Raw genomic sequence first — 18317 nt, 5'->3', positions numbered from 1 at the left:
CGTGGCAACCGCTGATATTGCAGCACCACGGACAGCATCGGGCGATCTGCGCAACTACATTCTGGTGACGGGCGCGTACTGGGCGGATACGATCACCGATGGCGCGCTCCGTATGCTGGTGCTGTTCTACTTCTACCAGCTCGGCTATTCGCCCTTTCAGGTGGCGATGCTGTTCCTGTTCTACGAGATTTTTGGCGTCATCACCAACCTGTTCGGCGGCTACCTGGCTGCGCGCATGGGGCTGAAGAGCACCCTCTTTTCTGGTCTCGGCGTTCAGTTCATTGCCCTGAGCATGCTGGCGCTCCCCGACGCTGTATGGCTGACCGTTCCGTATGTTATGGCGGCGCAGGCGCTCTCCGGTATCGCCAAAGACCTGACCAAGATGAGTAGCAAGAGCGCCATCAAACTGATCGTCGCCGAGGATGCGCAATCAACCCTTTTCAAGTGGGTGGCGATACTGACCGGCTCGAAAAACGCGCTGAAAGGCGTCGGCTTTTTTGTCGGCGGATTGCTCCTTTTCCTGGTTGGGTTTCGCACCGCGATCTTCATTCTGGCGGGGCTGGTCATTACGGCGCTGGTCGTCACCGCTATCCTGATGCGCGGCGACCTCGGCAAAGCCGACAAGAAGGCGAAGTTCCGCCAGATGTTTTCGCACAACCGTGCCGTTAACATTCTGGCAGCCGCGCGGGTATTCCTCTTTGCTTCACGCGACGTCTGGTTCGTGGTTGGGCTGCCGGTCTTTCTTTACACTGTTCTTGGCTGGAACTTCTGGCAGGTTGGCGGGTTCCTGGCGATCTGGGTCATCGGCTACGGGTTTGTTCAGGCATCGGCGCCAGAGGTTATCAAGCGCCGGATGCAGGTCGATGAGGCGGGTATCGCGCATGGCAGCGTGCCGGACGGTCAGACGGCGATGTGGCTGGCATTCGTTCTGGCAGCGTTCCCGGCTGGCATTGCAGTGGCGCTTGCCGGCGGCATCGAGCCGACCCTGGTCGTCGTCGCCGGATTGATTGCGTTCGGCATCATCTTCGCCATGAATTCGTCGGTGCACTCCTATCTCATTCTCGCCTACACCGAGAGCGACAAAGCCGCGATGGGGGTCGGGTTCTACTACATGGCGAATGCTATGGGACGCCTGGCGGGAACCGTGCTCTCCGGCGCAGTGTATCAGATCTGGGGGCTGGTCGGTTGTCTCTGGTTCGCCGTCGCCTTCGTGCTGGCAGCCGGGATCATTTCGGTGGCGCTGCCGCGCCGTGAGGCGGGCGCCCCGGTGGTGGCGGCATTTGGCGATGGCGGGGATTAGTCAGCGCAGGCTCAGCGCGCCAATGACGCCGCGCGCCGGGCCTGTCGCAGCGCACATTCACCACACTCACTCACCCGGCTTGCGCGCCTCGATCATGCTGCTGGTAAAACAGTCGACCAGCCCCTGCACCATCTCAGGCGGCAGCGCGTTCAGGTCTCCAGGCGCTCCGGCGAGCATAGCGCCGACGTCGTCGATCGTGGAGCGATGCTGCACCGTAATGGCAATGTCGGTGAAGCCGGCTTCCGTCAACAATGCCCGGTACTCATCGATGGTCAACGCCCCGGCAATACACCCGGTCCAGTCGAGCGCAGCACGGATCTGTTCCTCAGTGACAGGAAACCCTGTCAGATCGCCATCGATCACAATATCGGAAACTGCCAGTCGTCCGCCCGGTTTGAGAACTCGAAACGCTTCGTGCAACGCCTGCGACTTGTCCGGTGTCAGATTGATGACACAGTTGGAGATAATCACATCGATGATATTCGCAGGAAGTGGGATGTTCTCGATATCGCCCTTGAGGAACTCGACGTTGGCAACCCCGGCTTTTTCCGCATTGCGACGGGCCACTGCCAGCATATTGTCGGTCATATCGACTCCGTACACATACCCTCCGACCCCAACACGTTGCGCAGCCAGCAGTGCATCGAGACCGCCGCCTGACCCCAGATCGAGCACGATTTCACCTTCTCGCAGCGATGCAAGCGCAACCGGATTGCCACACCCAAACGATGTGGTTACAACACCGGATGGCAGCGCGGCGATCACTTCTTCGCCATACAGTGCGATCTCGGTCGGGACGGCGTCGCCACCGCCTCCAGACGGAGAGCCGCAGCACGAGCCGGATTGAATGCGCTCCGCATAATGCCGACGCACCTGTTCTTTGATGGTTTCCGAGGAAGCCTGCTTGTAGGACATCGAACAACTCCTTCCATATTGCACATACGCGAATTCATCCCACCATGCATCATATTGAAGATCATCAATATGATCGGGCAAAAAAAGAGTCACTCCTCGAGCACTGCCAGCACGCGCATCATGCGCGTGCGCAACGCCGCCAGCGCATCACGGCAAATGAAGTAGTACATCCACGGACCATGGCGCTCCGCCTCCACCAGACCCGCTTCGCGCAACAACCGCAGGTGGTGCGAGACAGTCGGTTGCTTGACCGGCACTGCCGCTTCGAGGTCACACACACACACCTGACCGGAATGCCGCGTCAGCACATCGAGTATCAGCAGACGCACCGGATGCCCCAGGATCTGCAAGTCCTCGCTCAACCGTTGCGCTTCAGCCGGGCTGAACCGAGGAGCGACAAGATCGGCGCAACAGCGCGTACCGCGCTCGCGTTCGAGGCTATCGTGATGTGGCATTGCTTGATCCATCGCGCAGGAGTATACCATTCATATTGAAGAATGTCAATATGTTCCAGATTTTTCTGTTGCCCGATAGACATCACCGGACGCACGCCATATGTCTGATCAGTCAAGTATTTTTCTGTAAATTGATTCGTGGTATACCAACATGACGTTGCATATGTCGAACAAACGTTCAGTCAGTCAACGAGAGATAGACCTTGCCAGCCTCCCATTCGTCGCTGGTTTCCATGGCCAGCGCGGTCACCAGGCGCAGGCAGGACGCTTCATTCGGAAAGACGCCCACCACGCGGGTGCGCCGGCGGATGTCCTGGTTCAGCCGTTCCAGCGCGTTCACGGTGCGCAGGCGCGTGCGGTGCGCCGCCGGCAGGTTAAACACCGTCAAGCCCTCCGGAATGGCCGTTTCGAGCCACGTGGCCAGCTTGGATGCGGTTTTGGCGTACTTCTGCACTTACGCGCCAGCAGGCTGTCGGCGTCGGCGCGATTGGGTGCGGTGACGATCGCGCGAATATCGGCTGCCGCGCGGCCTTCAGTTCTTGCCGCGGCGCGTACGCCTGCGCGTTCTGTTGCAGATGGAACTGGCAGCGCTGCCAGGGCGCGCCGCCAAACACCGCGCGGCGCGCCGCTTGCAGTCCCTCATGGGCATCGCTGACGATCAGCTGGACACCGGTCAGGCCGCACTGCACCAGACTCTGGAGCAACTGGCGCCAATGCGCTTCGTGTTCACCAACCGCGACCGAGAGGCCCAGAATGACGCGTTTGCCATCGTCGCGCAGCCCCATGGCGATCAGGACGGCGGCATCACGCGCCTGCCCATCAATGCGCACCTTCTCGTAGCGCGCGTCAAGCCACAGATAGCGGCAGGCCGCCAGCGGACGGGTGCGCCGCTGTTCCAGCGCGGCATCCAACTGGGCCGCCGCGCGACTGACCTGGGTCGCAGTCAGTTCGAGACCGCACACCTGCGCGGTGATCGCGGCCACCTTGCGCGTCGAGACGCCCTGGACGTACATTTCGGCGAGCGCCAGGGTGAGCGCTCGCTCGCTGCGCAGCCCTTTCTCCAGCGCCTGGGGATAAAAACTGCTGTCGCGCACCTGCGGTACGGCAAAGGTTGCCTGGCCCATGCGGGTGGTCACGGTTTTGGGTTTGGAGCCGTTGGCATAGCCGCGCCGCTCAGCGGTGCGTTCGTGCACTTCGGCGTTGAGATAGTGACTGCGTTCGGCTTGCATGGCATGGTTGATGACAATATGTATCAGTTCCGATAATGCGTCCAATCCCTGGTCGGCAATCAGCTGCACCAGGTCGGGGGAGAGGGTACAATCGCTCTGGCGGGTCATACGGGTGTTCCTTTCTTGGTTGTCTTAGAGGGCGATCAGAAAACCGGATTTGTGGTATCATGATGGCGACCATGCCGTTCTGATGAGGAGCAATTTCGTATGCCACGACGTGCGCTTCGATCCTATCCAACCAAGGATGCGACCGATCTGACCGATGAACAGTGGGCCGCTATCGCGCCACTCGTCACCGCGCCGTCGCCCAACGGCGGGCGTCCGACCGAAATTGATCGCCGCGCGATCGTCAACGCGCTGCTCTCCAAAAATCGTACGGGCTGCCAATGGCGCATGCTTCCGAAAGATGTTCCGCCAATGAGTTCCGTTCGCTCCTATTTCGACAAATGGAATCGTGATGGAACATTCATCAAAATCAATGATACGCTGCGGAAACTGGCGCGACAGGCGTTGAATCGCGATCCGGAGCCGTCCATCAGCGTCCTGGACTCCCAATCCGTCAAAACGACCGAAGCAGGCGGAGAACGCGGCGACGATGGGGGAAAAAAAGGTCAACGGGCGCAAACGGCAATTCTGGGTTGATACAAATGGGTTCTTGTTGCGCGTGTTGGTCCATCCCGCCGATATTTCGGATACTAGACATCATCAAGATTTAGTGATATACTATTTTTGTACAATCTGAAAATGGAGAAAAACGATGTGTAAGTATCGATCCATTATCGAAAATCCGGAGAAATTACGCTCTATGACCGGACTGACCGTTGAAGAGTTCCACGCGCTGGTTCCGATCTTCCACGCCGCATTTGAAGCGTATATGAAACGTCGCACGATTGATGGCCGCGTCCGATATTGTCGTCGCTACGTCTCGTATGCAAACTCGCCGCTTCCGACAACAGAAGATAAATTGCTCTTTATTTTGACCTACTTAAAACAAAACCCAACGCAAGTGATGCACGGACACCTCTTTCAAATGAGCCAATCAAACGTAAGCAAATGGGTGCATCTTTTGCACGGAGCGCTGAACTATGCGCTTTCACAGCAAAATCTCCTGCCTGCGCGCACTGCCGACGACCTGGCGAGGCGATTGCAGGAAGAACCGTCGTGTGAAGAACCGTCGTGTGAAGAACCGTCGTGTGAAGAACCGTCGTGTGAAGAACCGTCGTGTGAAGAACCGTCGTGTGAAGAACCGTCGTGTGAAGAACCGTCGCATGCGACAAAAGCGCCCCCCTTTTTATCCATGACGGCGTAGAACGTCCCATTCGCCGTCCAAGCGACAAAGTCGACCGGGAGTTGTATTACAGCGGTAAGAAGAAACGACATACGCTTAAGAACGTTCTCATCATTGATGAGTTTGGCTCTATTCACTTTTTGAGTGACACCTACGAAGGAAGGGTCCACGATAAATGTATTGCGGATGAAGCGGGATACACCCTTCCAAACGCGAGCATTCTCTATCAAGACGCCGGATTTCAAGGATTTACCCTGCCTGGCGTCCAGATTATGCAGCCAAAGAAGAAGCCGCGCAATGGAACCCTCACGCCGCAGGAAAAGGAGGAAAACCGGCGTATCTCATCCGTTCGCGTTCGTATTGAACATGTTATCGGCGATATCAAGCGGTATCGAATCATTCACGACATTATCCGCTTCAGTTGTTCCGAATTTCGGGATATGGTCATGGAAACATGTTGCGGGCTGCATAACTTCCGAATTTGGCTGAAACGCAAAAAGCAGTCCAAAAATCAAAACGAATCTTGATGAAGTCTACTGAAGGCGCCGAGTGGCTTCTCGCCGCGCATCATCACTCATTTCCCCGGATGCGCGAGATTCGCGTGGATGAGGGATACAAAAAAGGGTTAGATGAATGGCTGCAACAGAACACGGCGATACGCCTGAATGTTATTGAAAAACCGCCTGGACAAACGGGATTTGCGGTCATTCCGAAGCGATGGGTGGTGGAACGCTCGATTGCGTGGGCGGGACGCAATCGGTTGTTGCGGCGAATAATTATTCGCCGCAACAACCGCAACCCAGAATCAAGCGAAGCCTTTCTTTATCTCGGTTCTATTGCAATGCTCCTGAATCGGCTCTATCCGAGATGTTAGTTTTTGATCACGCTCTTAGCAACGCCAAGGATACACCCGAACCCGCCATTCTCGGTCAGGCCCGTTCCCTCAATTTACAGAAACAAGGATACACCTTCAAGCCTCCTTTAACCTCGACTACATTTTGATAAGGAATAGAAATATAATAGCAACCAAGGATGCTGTGCTGATTAAGACGGCGGACACAGCATACTTAGAGGATAGTACGAAAGAACGAGATGAGGTTGCTAAAATAAATCCATGCAGTAGAACTGCTATGCAGATACTGATCCAGAATATGTAGAAACCCCGACCTTCATCTACTACACTGCCCGCAAGAGTGACAAGTAAGCCAGTCGCTTGAATGATGCAAGTGACCATCGCAAGGCTGAAGTAGACCTTATCTCGAGTGATCATAATTCGCCTCCTATATGATGGTATAAATGTTCAACGTGGCAAAAAAACAAGTAATGGTTCAATATGTGCTGCGACGCACTGAAACATATCCTTATTGCCGATTTACTTGAGATACAGCTTTAGATGCTGCCGGACAGAGTCAATACCTCCCGCGTTCGCCACTCCACTGTCTCCAATGCAGAGAGACACGTCGGTGCTCGCAGTATTTCCACGTCCGTTAATACCCCCGATCGTTACTTGATAGTATGTTAGCATTGCGTCAACAAGGGTGATGCCTGCGAAGCTTTTTAGACGATCGGGGTCATTTACAGCAGAAGGAAAGCGCACAATTATCCCGCGCTAGCCGTGGGGCTGAAGCCCTCGGCTAGCCAGGGCGAAGCCCGCCTGCGCGGGCTATACCGGAGTAATTGTTCAAAGACCATCAGCCCTCGGCTAGCCAAGGCGAAGCCCGCCTGCGCGGGCTATACCGGAGTAATTGTTCAAAGACCATCAGCCCGCCGGAGGCGCACGAAGATCGAACGCTCCAGAAATCCAGGCAAGGGTCAACGTATCTGAGCACTGCTATATCGCGCAATACCCAACGGTTAGCGCTCCACCTGCGCTGCCAGGCGCAGCAGAGCAGCGTCAGGTGCAAGCGCGTGTTGGGCGGCGTTGTAAGGCTATTTTAGTTTATCCGGCTCTAGCATCAGACACCTGATCAACAGTACACGCAGGAAGGAATCACCATCCCAACACCAGAGCAAAGATGAGCGGAGCAACGATTGTTGCATCCGACTCGATGATAAACTTCGGTGTATCGACTGCCAGTTTGCCCCAGGTGATCTTTTCATTCGGTACTGCACCCGAATACGAACCATAACTGGTCGTCGAATCGCTGATCTGGCAGAAATAGCCCCACACCGGCACATCGGTGCGACGCAGGTCCTGGTGCAGCATCGGCACCACACAGATCGGGAAATCCCCCGCAATTCCGCCGCCGATCTGGAAGAATCCGATCGAATGTCTGGCTGAGGTTCTGGTATACCAGTCAGCCAGGTCGATCATGTACTCGATCCCGCCGCGCACGGTATGCACATTCTTGATGTCGCCAGCAATGCAGTGCGCAGCATAGATATTGCCGGTCGTCGAGTCTTCCCAACCCGGAACATAGATCGGCAGGTCACGCTCCATCGCCGCGTAGACCCACGAGTCGCGCGGATCGATCTGATAGTACTGTTTCAGCGCGCCTGAACGCAGGATTCGATAGAGGAACTGGTGCGGAAAAAAGGACTCTCCCGTCTGGTCGGCGCGCGTCCATTCTTCGATCAACGCCCCTTCCAGACGACGGATCGCTTCTTCTTCAGGAATGCAGGTGTCGGTGACGCGATTCATGTGGCGCTCCAGCAACTCCTGCTCCTGCTCAGGGGTGAGGTGGCGATAATGCGGCACGCGCTCATAAAAATCGTGGGCGATCAGGTTGAAGATATCCTCTTCCAGATTGGCGCCGGTGCACGAGATGGCATGCACTTTGTCCTGACGGATCATCTCTGCCAGCGAGAGACCGAGTTCAGCAGTACTCATTGCCCCGGCAAGCGTGACCATCATTTTCCCGCCCTTGTCGAGGTGCGCGCGATATGCTTCGGCGGCATCGATCAGCGCTGCGGCGTTGAAATGACGAAAGTGATGGCGCAGAAATTGACTGACCGGTCCACTGCTGTTCATAGGAACCTCCTTCTGCCTTCAACGAATATGACAATGAATATGCATACCACACTATCATATCAGGTGTGGTTCATCTGCGAAAGGAATATTGTTCTGGTCAGATCGGGAAGATGTTCTCCAAATGAGGGGGACTGATCTCCTCACGACATGCACTGTTTTCGCCAGCAATGCAACATCGCTCACAACCGTCTCAATAATCAGGGATTGACCAGTGCGATGGAGCGCCACAAGCTGTCGTCACAATGCATCGTCTGGTTCAATTCCCAGCGCTCGCAGACGCTCGCGTAGCGCGCGCAGACGCGCTTCGGCTTCCGCCCGCGCCCGTGCTTCGGCTTCCCGCGCTTCGGCTTCCTGCCGCGCGCGCGCCTCCGCCTCCACCCGTGCGCGCGCTTCGGCTTCCCGCGCTCTTGCTTCCTGCCGCGCCCGTGCTGCCGCTTCTTTCGCCCGCACCGCCGCCTGCTTCGCCCGCGCTTCCGCCTTCGCCGCCTGCCGCACCACCGTCACATAGTCCCCGATCTCCCGCCCCGCCGCGTCATAGCAGACCACGTGGTCGCGCCGTATTCCGAGCCATACGTCGGCAATCGCCAGATGCACCCGCCCGTCGGCGTCCGGCGCCTGCAACCGGTACGCCGTACCTTCCAGGCGATAGTCGAGCAGACGCAACCGTCGCGTCCCGCCTCGCCCCGTATCGTCCACAATCACGTACTGCGCCACTCCCGCCCGCGCGTACTGCTCCACCTTGATCACCACATCGTTCTCACGCGCATCCAGCGAGACGATCTCAATGATCAGCGCCGGGCGCGCCCGTTCGACCGCCACCTCAAACGTGCTCCAGTTGCGCCGTTTGCGCACGCCGGGGATGACCATCACGTCCGGTCCGTGTGCGCGCAGGTCGGGGAGGTCCCACGCAATGCGCACGTCGCTGAGCACAATCGCCCGACGGGACGGCTCCAGGCGCGCGCGCAGCACAGCGGTGAGGTACATCCGGTCGGTCTCGTGGCGATCGCTGTGCACAATGAAGTCTCCCACTTCAGGATGGAGCACGTCGTCAAGAGTAAGCGGCACCTGTTCGAGGTGATGGGGATTATCGGGGGTGGGACGCGGCACGAGACGCCACCCGTAGCGGAACGGGTCGGCGTCGGCGTCAGTGAGGGGAACCGGTTGTGGCGTGGTGGTCGTCATAGGGTGTAGTATAACAGATTCTCAATCCTCATCAGCCTCCAGCCTGCCATCGCGTCACCCCACCATCACTCCCTCGCGGAACTGCAAGGCATAGAGGCGCGCATACAATCCCTGGTTCGCCAGTAACTCCTCGTGCGTCCCCTGCTCGACAATGCGCCCGTGGTTGAGCACAACGATCCGGTGGGCAATCGAGACGGTGCTGAGACGGTGCGCGATAATGACCGACGTGCGCCCGCGCATCAGGCGCTCGAACGCTTCCTGCACCAGCGCCTCCGACTCGCTATCGAGTGAACTGGTTGCTTCGTCGAGCAGCAGAATGCGCGGGTTCTTCAGCATCACACGAGCAATAGCGATCCGCTGACGCTGCCCGCCGCTCAACTTGATGCCGCGTTCCCCCACCAGCGTCTCGTATCCGCGCGGCATCGCCATGATGAAATCGTGCGCATTCGCAGCCTTTGCCGCCGCGATGATCTCCTCTCCGCTCGCATCCAGTTTCCCATAGACGATATTCTCGCGGATCGTCCCGCCGAACAGCATCGTTTCCTGCGGAACCAGACCGATCTGCTCCCGCAGACTGCGCTGCGTCACATCACGCAGATCATACCCGTCGATCAGCACCCGCCCGGATGTCGGGTCGTAAAAGCGCGGTATGAGATTGAACAGCGTACTTTTACCTGCCCCGCTCGGACCAACCAGCGCCACGATCTCGCCCGGTTGGATAGCAAGCGCAATGTTGTGCAACACTCCCTGACCGGTTTCGTACTCAAACGAAACATCATCGAACACGATCTCGCCGTGCACCGGCGGCAGAACGCGCGCGTCCGGCGCATCTTTGATTGTCGGTTGCGTATCGAGAATCTCGAACACGCGCCGCACTGCGCCCACTGCTTCGCGGAACTGACCGTACAACCCGGAGAGTTGCGCCAGGCTGGCGCCAATGGTAATCGCATAGATCAGAAAACCGCTGATCGTCGCAAATGACATGCGCCCCGCCAGCACCTCGCTGCCGCTGAACCACAGGATCGCCGCGATGCCGCTGAACCCCAGGAACGCCATCAGTCCGCCAAATGCCGATCGCAGCAGCGCCAGACGCAGCGCCGCTTTCAGGGTGCGCTGCATCGCGCGCTCATAAAGCCCGGTTTCATACGACTCACGGACGTAACTTTTGACCACCCGCACCCCTTGCAACCCCTCTTCGACCGCCACCGTCGCATCTGCCAGTTCATCCTGCACCCGGGTGCTGAAGCGTTGCAGCCAGCGACCAAAGACCGCCGCCACGGTGACGACGCTGATCGCCAGCGCCAGCACAAACCCCACCAGGCGCGGATTGAGCAGAAAGACGATGATGATCGCACCGAACAGCGCGACGATGCTCGAAAGGAATTGGGTGACATTATTCGTCAGGATCGACCGCACCTGTGTAACATCGCTGGAGATGCGCGACACGATTTCGCCGACGCGCTGGCTGGCAAAGAAACTCAACGAGAGCGTGTGCAGGTGGCGGTACAACTGAACCCGCATATCAAGCACGATCCGCTCACCGACGACGTTCAAGATATACCCCTGGAGAAACGTCAGGAACGCCTGCACAAAAAAGAGGACGATCAACGCCAGCGTCAGATTCGTCAGCAACGTCTGGTCGCCCTGCTGCAAAACAGCCTCCAGCAACTGCACGATGACCAGTGGAAAACCGAGATTGATCGCGCTTGCCCCCGCAAGCGCCAGCAGCGCACCCAGCATGTGGCGACGATACGGGTGCAGATAGTGCAGCAAGCGACGCCAGTCAACCGTGCGCACCGGTATGACATCCACCGCGCATCGTGAATTGCGAGATTGCCGGTTGATCATAGGGCGTATCTTTCTCTCAAAATGAAGGCGTTGCAAACAGGAGTTTCAGTATAGCATACGCTTTCGGAGGAAAGCCGGACGCGTTGAGATTCTCCATCCGTTACTGCATCAACTATAATGCGTGTTACTCAGAGCACGAGTCCCTGGACGGGTATGTCGAATAAACGCCTATTCCGCGCAGGCGTCTCCAATCTCAGAGGTCGTGTAAAGGAAGGCTATGAACGCCATCGAAACCGTTGTTGCTGCTGCTGTCGCGCAGATCGAAGCGAGCCATACCGCGCGTGAACAGGCGCTCACCCTGGCGCGCGCGCTGACGCGCCAGTGCGCCAACGCCATTCGTGCCGTCCATCGCCGGGAATTCACTGAAGCCGCCGCGTTGCTGGCGGAAGCCAGCGCGTCAGCGCGCGCGCTGCGCGAAAGCCTCGCCGACCATCCCGATCTCCTGTATGCTGGCTATTCCCAGGACGCGCTCAAGGAGTATGCCGAAGCCGCGCTGGTGTATGCCTTCCTCCACGGCGACCCGCCGCCCGATGCGGCGTCGCTCGGAGTCGATGCTGCGGCGTACCTCAATGGTCTGGCTGAAGCGGCTTCGGAATTGCGCCGTGCTATTCTCGATAGCATGCGCGCTGGCGCGACTGCGCACGGCGTGGCGCTGCTGGCAATTATGGACGATATCTATAGCCTGCTCATCACGATCGACTACCCGGAGGCCGTGACCGGCGGCTTGCGCCGCACGACCGATGCGCTGCGCGCAGTGCTCGAACGCACCCGCGGCGATGTCACTGCCGCGATCCGTCAGGATCACCTGATCGCAGCACTCGAAGCGTTTGAACAACGCCTTGATCGCCTGCAAGCTGCAACACTGCCACGGAATACGCCGCTCGAACAATCCGACGGGGGATAAAGGGCGTCGCTGCGTGTGCAAGGAAAAGATATGACTGCTGCGCTCAATATCGTGCTCCTGGGACCGCCCGGCGCCGGGAAGAGCACGATTGCCGAAGAACTCGTTCATCAACTCCCGCTGGTTCCGATCTCCACCGGCGCACTGCTGCGCGCCGAGATCGGCGCCCGCACCCGGATCGGGCGCGAAGTTGCGCCACTGCTCGAACGCGGCGACCTGGCGCCCGACTCGCTGATGGATCGGGTCTTGCGCGCCCGTCTGGAAACCCTGGACCCTGACGAAGGCATTCTGCTCGATGGCTACCCGCGCACCATGCGCCAGGCGCTTGGTCTTGCCGCAATGCTGGCAGACTGTGATCGGACATTGCACATGGTGATCGCCATCGAAGTTTCTGATGAAGAGGTGGTGCGCCGGTTGGGCGGGCGGCGCATTTGTGAAGGCGCCGGTGAACCGTTCCCTGTCCACATCGACGACCTTGCCAGCATCATGCGTTGCCGTGAGCGCGGCGGACGACTGGTGCAGCGCGATGATGACCGCCCCGAAATTGTGCGTCAGCGCCTCATTGCCTATCATCAGCAGACCGCACCGTTGATAGCGTACTATGCCGGTCAGGGTCTCTTGCGGCGCATTGATGGCGCCGGCGCGCCTGCCGACGTTGCGCGCCGGGCGCTGGCAGTGATTGGGGAAGAACTGAGAACCGGGAGTTAGGGGTATGGGCGCAGCGGCGCTGCGCCTCGACATCGCCTCGCCCCGCGCACACCCCCCTGTACGGGCGCAGCGGCGCTGCGCCTCGACATCACCCCGCGCCTCTCCCCTCTCCCCTAATGCCCGTCGCGCTCCGCTCTCACCTCACTGAGCGCCGCCAACTCCTTATAGTGCTGCCAGCGCGCGCGAACCGACGCCTCCGCCTGATGGAGAAGCATCTCAGCACGCTCTGGATCGCTCTGCACCAGCATGCGATAACGAGTCTCGTTATAGATGAACTTCTCAAGCGGCAGCGATGGATCTTTCGAGTCGATAATCAGCGGATTCTTCCCTTCAGCTGCCAGACTCGGATTGTAGCGGTACAGTGGCCAGTAGCCGGTCTGAACCGCCAGTTTCTGCTGATCCAGACCCTTGCGCATATCGATGCCATGAGCAATGCAGTGCGAATAGGCGATGATCAGCGATGGGCCATCATACGCCTCAGCCTCCATGAAGGCGCGCAGCGTCTGCACGTCATCGGCGCCCATTGCCACCCGCGCCACATAGATATTTCCGTATGCCATTGCGATCAGACCGAGATCCTTCTTTGGCGAGGATTTGCCCTTTGCGGCAAACTTCGCCACCGCGCCGATCGGGGTGGACTTCGACGCCTGCCCGCCCGTGTTGGAGTACACTTCAGTGTCAAGCACCAGGACATTGACCTTGTACCCCGACGCCAGCACATGGTCGAGTCCGCCGTAGCCGATGTCATACGCCCAACCATCGCCGCCAACGATCCAGACGCTCTTCTTCACCAGGACGTCTGCCAGGCTGAGCAGTTCGTGCTCACGCTCCACAACATCCGGGAACTGGCTGCGATCCAGCGTATGGAGACGCTGTTTCAGCAATTCGACCCGCTCACGCTGCGCGGCAATGCCTGCCTCGGTGCTCTGATCGGCGTTCAACAGGGCATCGACCAGGTCCTGCCCGACGACCGGCGCAAACAGCGGCAGCAGTTCGCGCACGTGCTCGATCTGCTGGTCGAGCGCCAGACGCATGCCAAGACCAAACTCAGCATTGTCCTCAAAGAGCGAGTTGCACCATGTAGGACCACGCCCTTCGGCATTCTTCGTGTACGGCGTCGTCGGCAGGTTGCCGCCGTAGATCGACGAGCAACCAGTCGCATTGGCTATCAGCAAGCGATCACCGAACAGTTGCGTCAGCAGTTTGATATACGGCGTCTCGCCGCACCCTGCGCACGCGCCGGAGAACTCAAACAACGGTTGAAGCAACTGCGAGTTCTTGATTGACCCGACGTGCAACGATGTGCGCGGCACATCAGGGATGCTCAGGAAGAAATTCCAGTTGCGCACCTCACGCTCACGCACCTCGACCAGCGGTTTCATGTTGATCGCCTTACGCCCGACCTGTCGCTTGTCCTTCGCCGGACACACCTCGACGCACAGCCCGCATCCGGTGCAGTCTTCCGACGAAATCGCCAGGGTGTATTTGTAACCGGGGAATTCCTTGAAGCGCGCTTCGGCGCTGAGGAACGTTTCGGGAGCACCTTCGAGCAGCGCCGGTTCGTACACCTTCGTGCGGATGACTGCGTGCGGGCAGACGTAGGCGCATTTGCCGCACTGGATGCAGATGTCGGGTTCCCAGACCGGCACCTCCAGCGCGATTGTTCGCTTTTCCCACGCCGCCGTGCCGGTGGGGAAGGAGCCATCGACCGGCAGTTTGCTCACCGGCAGCGAGTCGCCCTCATAGGCGATCATTGGAGCAAGCACTTCTTTCACGAACTCTGGCGCCTGTTCAGGCACCGGCGGTCGGCGGGTGAACGGCGACCGGAACCCGGCGAATTTTTCAACATCCACCTGGTACAGGTGTGCAAGCGCGGCATCGACGGCGCGGTAGTTCTGCTGCACCACCGCCTCACCGCGTTTGCCATAGGTCTTCTTAATGCTGCGCTTGATCTCGGCAATCGCGTCCTCACGCGGCAGCACGCCCGAAATGGCGAAGAATGCCGTTTGCATCACAGTGTTGACGCGCCGCCCCATGCCGCTCTCTTTCGCCACCCGGTCACCGTCGATCACATAGAACTTCAACTTCTTGCGCACAATGTCGTCCTGCACTTCGCGCGGCAGGTGGTACCAGACCTCGTCCGGTCCATACATGCTGTTCAGCAGGAAGACCGCGCCGGGTTCAGCCGCTTTCAGCACATCGATGCGTTCGAGGAAGGAGAACTGATGGCAGGCGACGAAATTCGCCCGCTCGATCAGGTACGGCGCGCGGATCGGATCGGGTCCGAAGCGCAGGTGCGACACGGTCATCGAACCGGATTTCTTCGAGTCGTAGACGAAGTACCCCTGCGCGTAGTTGTTGGTTTCTTCGCCGATGATCTTGATCGAGTTCTTATTGGCGCCAACCGTGCCATCAGCGCCCAACCCGTAGAACAGACAGCGCACCGTGCGCGGCGACTCAATCGAGAACGACTGATCGACATCCAGGCTGGTGTGGCTCACATCGTCGATGATGCCGACCGTGAAATGGTTCTTCGGCTGATCCTTCGCCAGTTCATCGAACACCGCCTTCACCATGGCGGGAGTGAACTCCTTGGATGCCAGACCATACCTGCCGCCGATTACCGGCAGATGACGACCACTCTCCGCCATTGCCGTTACAACATCGAGGTAGAGCGGCTCGCCGCTGCTGCCCGGCTCCTTCGTGCGGTCAAGCACCGCAATGCGCTGCACCGTCGTCGGCAACGCCGCCACGAAGTGCGCCACCGAAAACGGACGATAGAGACGCACGGAGACAACCCCGACCTTCTCGCCGCGTTCCGCCAGAAACGTCGCCGTCTCGCGCGCAGTTTCCGCACCAGAACCCATGATCACAATCACGCGCTCGGCATCCGGCGCGCCTGTGTAGTCGAACAGGTGATAGGCGCGTCCCGTCAACTGTGCGAACCGATCCATCGTTTCCTGAACGATGCCCGGCGTTGCTGCATAGAAGGGGTTGACCGTCTCACGCGCCTGGAAGTACACATCGGGATTCTGCGCCGTGCCGCGAATGACCGGCTGATCAGGGGTAAGGGCGCGCATACGATGCGCCGCAATCAGCGCCGGGTCAATCATTGCGTGCAGGTCGTCATCCGTCAGTTGCTCGATCTTATTGATCTCGTGCGACGTGCGGAACCCGTCGAAGAAGTGGAGGAATGGCACGCGCGCCTTGAGCGTCGCCGCGTGCGCCACCAGCGCCAGATCGTGCGCTTCCTGCACCGACGAGGAGGCCAGCAGCGCCCATCCCGTCTGACGTGTCGCCATCACATCCTGATGATCGCCGAAGATCGACAGCGCATGGGTCGCAATCGAGCGCGCCGCAATGTGAAAGACGGTTGAGGTCAGTTCACCGGCGATTTTGTACATGTTCGGGATCATTAACAGCAATCCCTGCGATGCGGTGAAGGTCGTCGTCAGCGCGCCGCGTTGCAATGCTCCATGACAGGCGCCGGCCGCGCCGCCTTCCGACTGCATCTCGATGACCAGGGGCGTCGTGCCCCACAAATTTGGCTTTCCGGCGGCAGCCCAGGCATCCGCCAGTTCACCCATGGGCGTGGAAGGTGTGATCGGATAAATAGCAATGACTTCACTCAGGCGGTACGCAATGCTGGCGGCAGCCTCATTGCCCTCCAGCGTGACCCAACTCCGTTTCATATGGTCCTCCTCGCAAGCCAGAGCGTGTGACGCAGAGACGGCCCGGCGGATGCAGGCATGTCAGCCGACTCTGGCGAGAGATATGACAGACAAGGAACGCAGAGCGCTGTGTAGCACGCTTGTAGTATACGCTGCACCAGGAAGCCGGGGGGTAAAGAAGACACAACGGAGAGTAATGCTTCCTCGCTATAGTTTGTGGGAGTTGCCACAGGTAAACAACCGAAAATGGACGTGTGTTGAGGAATGTTTACTGTGTGTAGCGACGTTCCGCCCCTCTCCTGGCGGAGCGCGTGTTACGATACACATATCTCGGGAGATAAGCGTTCAATGCTGGCGCTTAGACCGCATTTGGGGGAAATGCACGGGTCACTCCTGATACTGCGTGAGTCTTTCGTGTTTCCGCAATCGACATCGTTGTGGCGGAACGGGCACGGACGATTGACCGCATCCGCCCAATCTGGAGACAAGGCGATGTCGCCTTGCAACAGTTCTCACAATGAGGTGAGCGATGGAACGCTATGAATCCGGGCTTGTTTCCCCTGGACAGATCGACTCGCTGTTGAAACTGCGCCTCGTTCTGCTATTCGCTGAATATCCCTGGTTGCGCATGAGTGCTGCTACAGCGCAGCAACGCCTGCGTGAAAGCCCCTGGGCAATCGCCGACGCCCTCGATGAACTGGCAGGCGCCGGGTTGCTGAACCGGGTGGAGTGCTGCGGTCAACCGATGTACCGGTTGACCACTGCACCAGAACAGCGCCTGCGCCTCGAACGTCTTGCCCGCAGTTTCGACGATCCCCAGCGGCGCGATGAGATCTACGACCTGGTGCGCGCCACGCACCAGGAGCGCCGCTTCCGCGACATGGGCATGGCGCGGATGGGGATGACGGGTGTGCAGGAGTTCGACACGGTCATCATTTGATGATTACCAGACCGCCATGACGCGCGTCGGTCCACCGGAACCGGACGCGATTTTCGGCGCGCCCACGAAGAGCGTTGCGCCACTTGGCGGGATTGACTCCAGATTTGCCAGGTTCTCCAATCCCCACCGGTTGGTCGGGAGAATCGTATAATGCACGGCAAACGTCGTCGAAGGACCATGGTCGAGGCTCAGGGTATCCACCCCGATGCCCGAAATGCGCCGTTCGGTCAACAGGAAGTCAATCGCCTCCTTGCCAAAGCCGGGGAAGTGCATCACCCCGCTGCTGTCGGTGTTGCGAAACGCCTCGACCGAACCGGCGCGCGCTCCCCAGCCGCTCGCCATGAGCACGGCGGCGTTGTCGGGAATGCGCCCATAACGCCGCTCCCACGCCCGAATATCGTCCGGCGTCACCACCGCATCTGGATCACGGCGCACCTTTTCGGTAATGTTGATCACCACCGCTGGCACGACCAGGTTCTCGATGCGCAGCTGATCGACAAACAACCCATTGGGGGCGAAATGCACCGGTGCGTCCATGTGGGTGCCTGAATGCTCCCAGTAGGTCAGGATGCTCCCGTAATAGCCATCTTTATCGTGCGAGACCGCCTGTTGAATGCGGAACGGCGCCGCTCCAGGGAAGAGCGGAAACTGTGTGCCAAGGACGTGGGTCAGGTCCGCTACGTTGCGAAACGTGGTGCGCCGCACAGTCGCCGCGTGCGCCGAACCGACCGGCAATGCCGCAGCGACGGCGGCGCCCAGACCAAACTTGAGCAGGTTGCGTCGGCTGATCTCAGGGGACCGCATGCTGGCGAGGGTTTCCGGGGGGCACATGTCCAAACCTCCTTGTGATACGTATCCTCTCCAAAACTGCTGGGCAGCGGGTGACGGCGGAGCCAAGATCTGGTAGAC

The 18317-nt window shown here is 59.0% G+C and carries 12 protein-coding genes and 3 pseudogenes; 7 read left to right on the top strand and 8 right to left on the bottom strand.

Annotation, left to right across the window (positions count from 1 at the left end; translation table 11 throughout):
• The first annotated feature begins 1 nt into the window (after nt 1).
• Entirely contained in the window at nt 2-1300 is a 1299-nt protein-coding gene (gene arsJ, locus ROSERS_RS06330; protein ID WP_011955982.1) for an organoarsenical effux MFS transporter ArsJ, read from the top strand.
• Nucleotides 1301-1366: 66 nt separating this feature from the next.
• Here the strand turns inward: arsJ and arsM are convergent, their stop codons facing one another.
• The 3 genes and pseudogenes from arsM to ROSERS_RS06310 all read right to left on the bottom strand — a co-directional run bounded on the left by arsM (nt 1367) and on the right by ROSERS_RS06310 (nt 4007).
• The gene (gene arsM, locus ROSERS_RS06325; RefSeq protein ID WP_011955981.1) at nt 1367-2215 is read right to left on the bottom strand and encodes an arsenite methyltransferase; all 849 of its coding nucleotides are present in this window, start codon (nt 2213-2215) and stop codon (nt 1367-1369) included.
• A gap of 89 nt (nt 2216-2304) precedes the next feature.
• Complete coding sequence (locus ROSERS_RS06320; protein ID WP_041333156.1) at nt 2305-2670, bottom strand: ArsR/SmtB family transcription factor; 366 nt, start codon at nt 2668-2670, stop codon at nt 2305-2307.
• Between the two features lie 178 nt (nt 2671-2848).
• Nucleotides 2849-4007: pseudogene (locus ROSERS_RS06310) on the bottom strand (IS256 family transposase).
• Between the two features lie 99 nt (nt 4008-4106).
• Between ROSERS_RS06310 and ROSERS_RS06305 the strand changes: the two are divergent.
• From ROSERS_RS06305 to ROSERS_RS06290, 3 genes and pseudogenes are all read left to right on the top strand, one after another.
• Nucleotides 4107-4608, top strand: a pseudogene (locus tag ROSERS_RS06305) (IS5 family transposase); the annotation flags it as partial.
• Between the two features lie 48 nt (nt 4609-4656).
• Nucleotides 4657-5714 (top strand): IS5-like element ISRfsp3 family transposase gene (locus ROSERS_RS24785; RefSeq protein ID WP_085979421.1). Its coding sequence is split into 2 segments (ribosomal slippage): nt 4657-5188 and nt 5188-5714, totalling 1059 coding nucleotides; the frame shifts between segments, so codons are not numbered across the junction.
• Nucleotides 5714-6061: pseudogene (locus ROSERS_RS06290) on the top strand (IS5 family transposase); the annotation flags it as partial. The gene ROSERS_RS24785 and the pseudogene ROSERS_RS06290, both read left to right, overlap by 1 nt.
• Nucleotides 6062-7177: 1116 nt before the next feature.
• On the opposite strand, the gene ROSERS_RS06280 reads toward ROSERS_RS06290, so the two are convergent.
• From ROSERS_RS06280 to ROSERS_RS06270, 3 genes are all read right to left on the bottom strand, one after another.
• Nucleotides 7178-8158: a deoxyhypusine synthase family protein gene (locus tag ROSERS_RS06280; RefSeq protein WP_011955978.1), complete on the bottom strand. Its 981-nt coding sequence runs from the start codon at nt 8156-8158 to the stop codon at nt 7178-7180.
• 237 nt (nt 8159-8395) lie between these two features.
• Entirely contained in the window at nt 8396-9340 is a 945-nt protein-coding gene (locus tag ROSERS_RS06275; protein ID WP_011955977.1) for a Uma2 family endonuclease, read from the bottom strand.
• A gap of 54 nt (nt 9341-9394) precedes the next feature.
• Nucleotides 9395-11152 (bottom strand): ABC transporter ATP-binding protein, encoded by a 1758-nt coding sequence (locus ROSERS_RS06270; protein WP_041334862.1) that lies wholly within the window; start codon nt 11150-11152, stop codon nt 9395-9397.
• A gap of 253 nt (nt 11153-11405) precedes the next feature.
• Here ROSERS_RS06270 and ROSERS_RS06265 point away from each other — a divergent pair, with 253 nt between their 5' ends.
• Complete coding sequence (locus ROSERS_RS06265) at nt 11406-12092, top strand: haloacid dehalogenase (protein ID WP_011955975.1); 687 nt, start codon at nt 11406-11408, stop codon at nt 12090-12092.
• A 30-nt stretch (nt 12093-12122) separates the two neighbouring features.
• Nucleotides 12123-12797: an adenylate kinase family protein gene (locus tag ROSERS_RS06260; RefSeq protein ID WP_011955974.1), complete on the top strand. Its 675-nt coding sequence runs from the start codon at nt 12123-12125 to the stop codon at nt 12795-12797.
• Between the two features lie 113 nt (nt 12798-12910).
• Here the strand turns inward: ROSERS_RS06260 and nifJ are convergent, their stop codons facing one another.
• Entirely contained in the window at nt 12911-16489 is a 3579-nt protein-coding gene (gene nifJ / locus ROSERS_RS06255; protein WP_011955973.1) for a pyruvate:ferredoxin (flavodoxin) oxidoreductase, read from the bottom strand.
• Between the two features lie 508 nt (nt 16490-16997).
• On the opposite strand from nifJ, the gene ROSERS_RS06250 reads away from it, so the two are divergent.
• Nucleotides 16998-17408: a hypothetical protein gene (locus ROSERS_RS06250; protein ID WP_011955972.1), complete on the top strand. Its 411-nt coding sequence runs from the start codon at nt 16998-17000 to the stop codon at nt 17406-17408.
• Nucleotides 17409-17411: 3 nt separating this feature from the next.
• Here ROSERS_RS06250 and ROSERS_RS06245 read toward each other — a convergent pair whose 3' ends face one another.
• Nucleotides 17412-18239: a cyclase family protein gene (locus tag ROSERS_RS06245; protein WP_011955971.1), complete on the bottom strand. Its 828-nt coding sequence runs from the start codon at nt 18237-18239 to the stop codon at nt 17412-17414.
• Between the last annotated feature and the right edge of the window lie 78 nt (nt 18240-18317).

It is taken from the genome of Roseiflexus sp. RS-1 (assembly GCF_000016665.1).
Lineage (GTDB): Bacteria > Chloroflexota > Chloroflexia > Chloroflexales > Roseiflexaceae > Roseiflexus.
The sequence above is the reverse complement of the archived record's forward strand: the minus strand, read 5'-3'. Positions and strand labels throughout refer to the sequence as shown.

What these genes read in the sequence shown, in the direction of transcription:
- arsM (WP_011955981.1), bottom strand. Translation starts at nt 2,215, where the DNA reads ATGTCCTACAAGCAGGCTTCCTCGGAAACCATCAAAGAACAGGTGCGT.
- ROSERS_RS06320 (WP_041333156.1), bottom strand. Translation starts at nt 2,670, where the DNA reads ATGCCACATCACGATAGCCTCGAACGCGAGCGCGGTACGCGCTGTTGC.
- ROSERS_RS06280 (WP_011955978.1), bottom strand. Translation starts at nt 8,158, where the DNA reads ATGAACAGCAGTGGACCGGTCAGTCAATTTCTGCGCCATCACTTTCGT.
- ROSERS_RS06275 (WP_011955977.1), bottom strand. Translation starts at nt 9,340, where the DNA reads ATGACGACCACCACGCCACAACCGGTTCCCCTCACTGACGCCGACGCC.
- ROSERS_RS06265 (WP_011955975.1), top strand. Translation starts at nt 11,406, where the DNA reads ATGAACGCCATCGAAACCGTTGTTGCTGCTGCTGTCGCGCAGATCGAA.
- ROSERS_RS06260 (WP_011955974.1), top strand. Translation starts at nt 12,123, where the DNA reads ATGACTGCTGCGCTCAATATCGTGCTCCTGGGACCGCCCGGCGCCGGG.
- nifJ (WP_011955973.1), bottom strand. Translation starts at nt 16,489, where the DNA reads ATGAAACGGAGTTGGGTCACGCTGGAGGGCAATGAGGCTGCCGCCAGC.
- ROSERS_RS06250 (WP_011955972.1), top strand. Translation starts at nt 16,998, where the DNA reads ATGGAACGCTATGAATCCGGGCTTGTTTCCCCTGGACAGATCGACTCG.
- ROSERS_RS06245 (WP_011955971.1), bottom strand. Translation starts at nt 18,239, where the DNA reads ATGTGCCCCCCGGAAACCCTCGCCAGCATGCGGTCCCCTGAGATCAGC.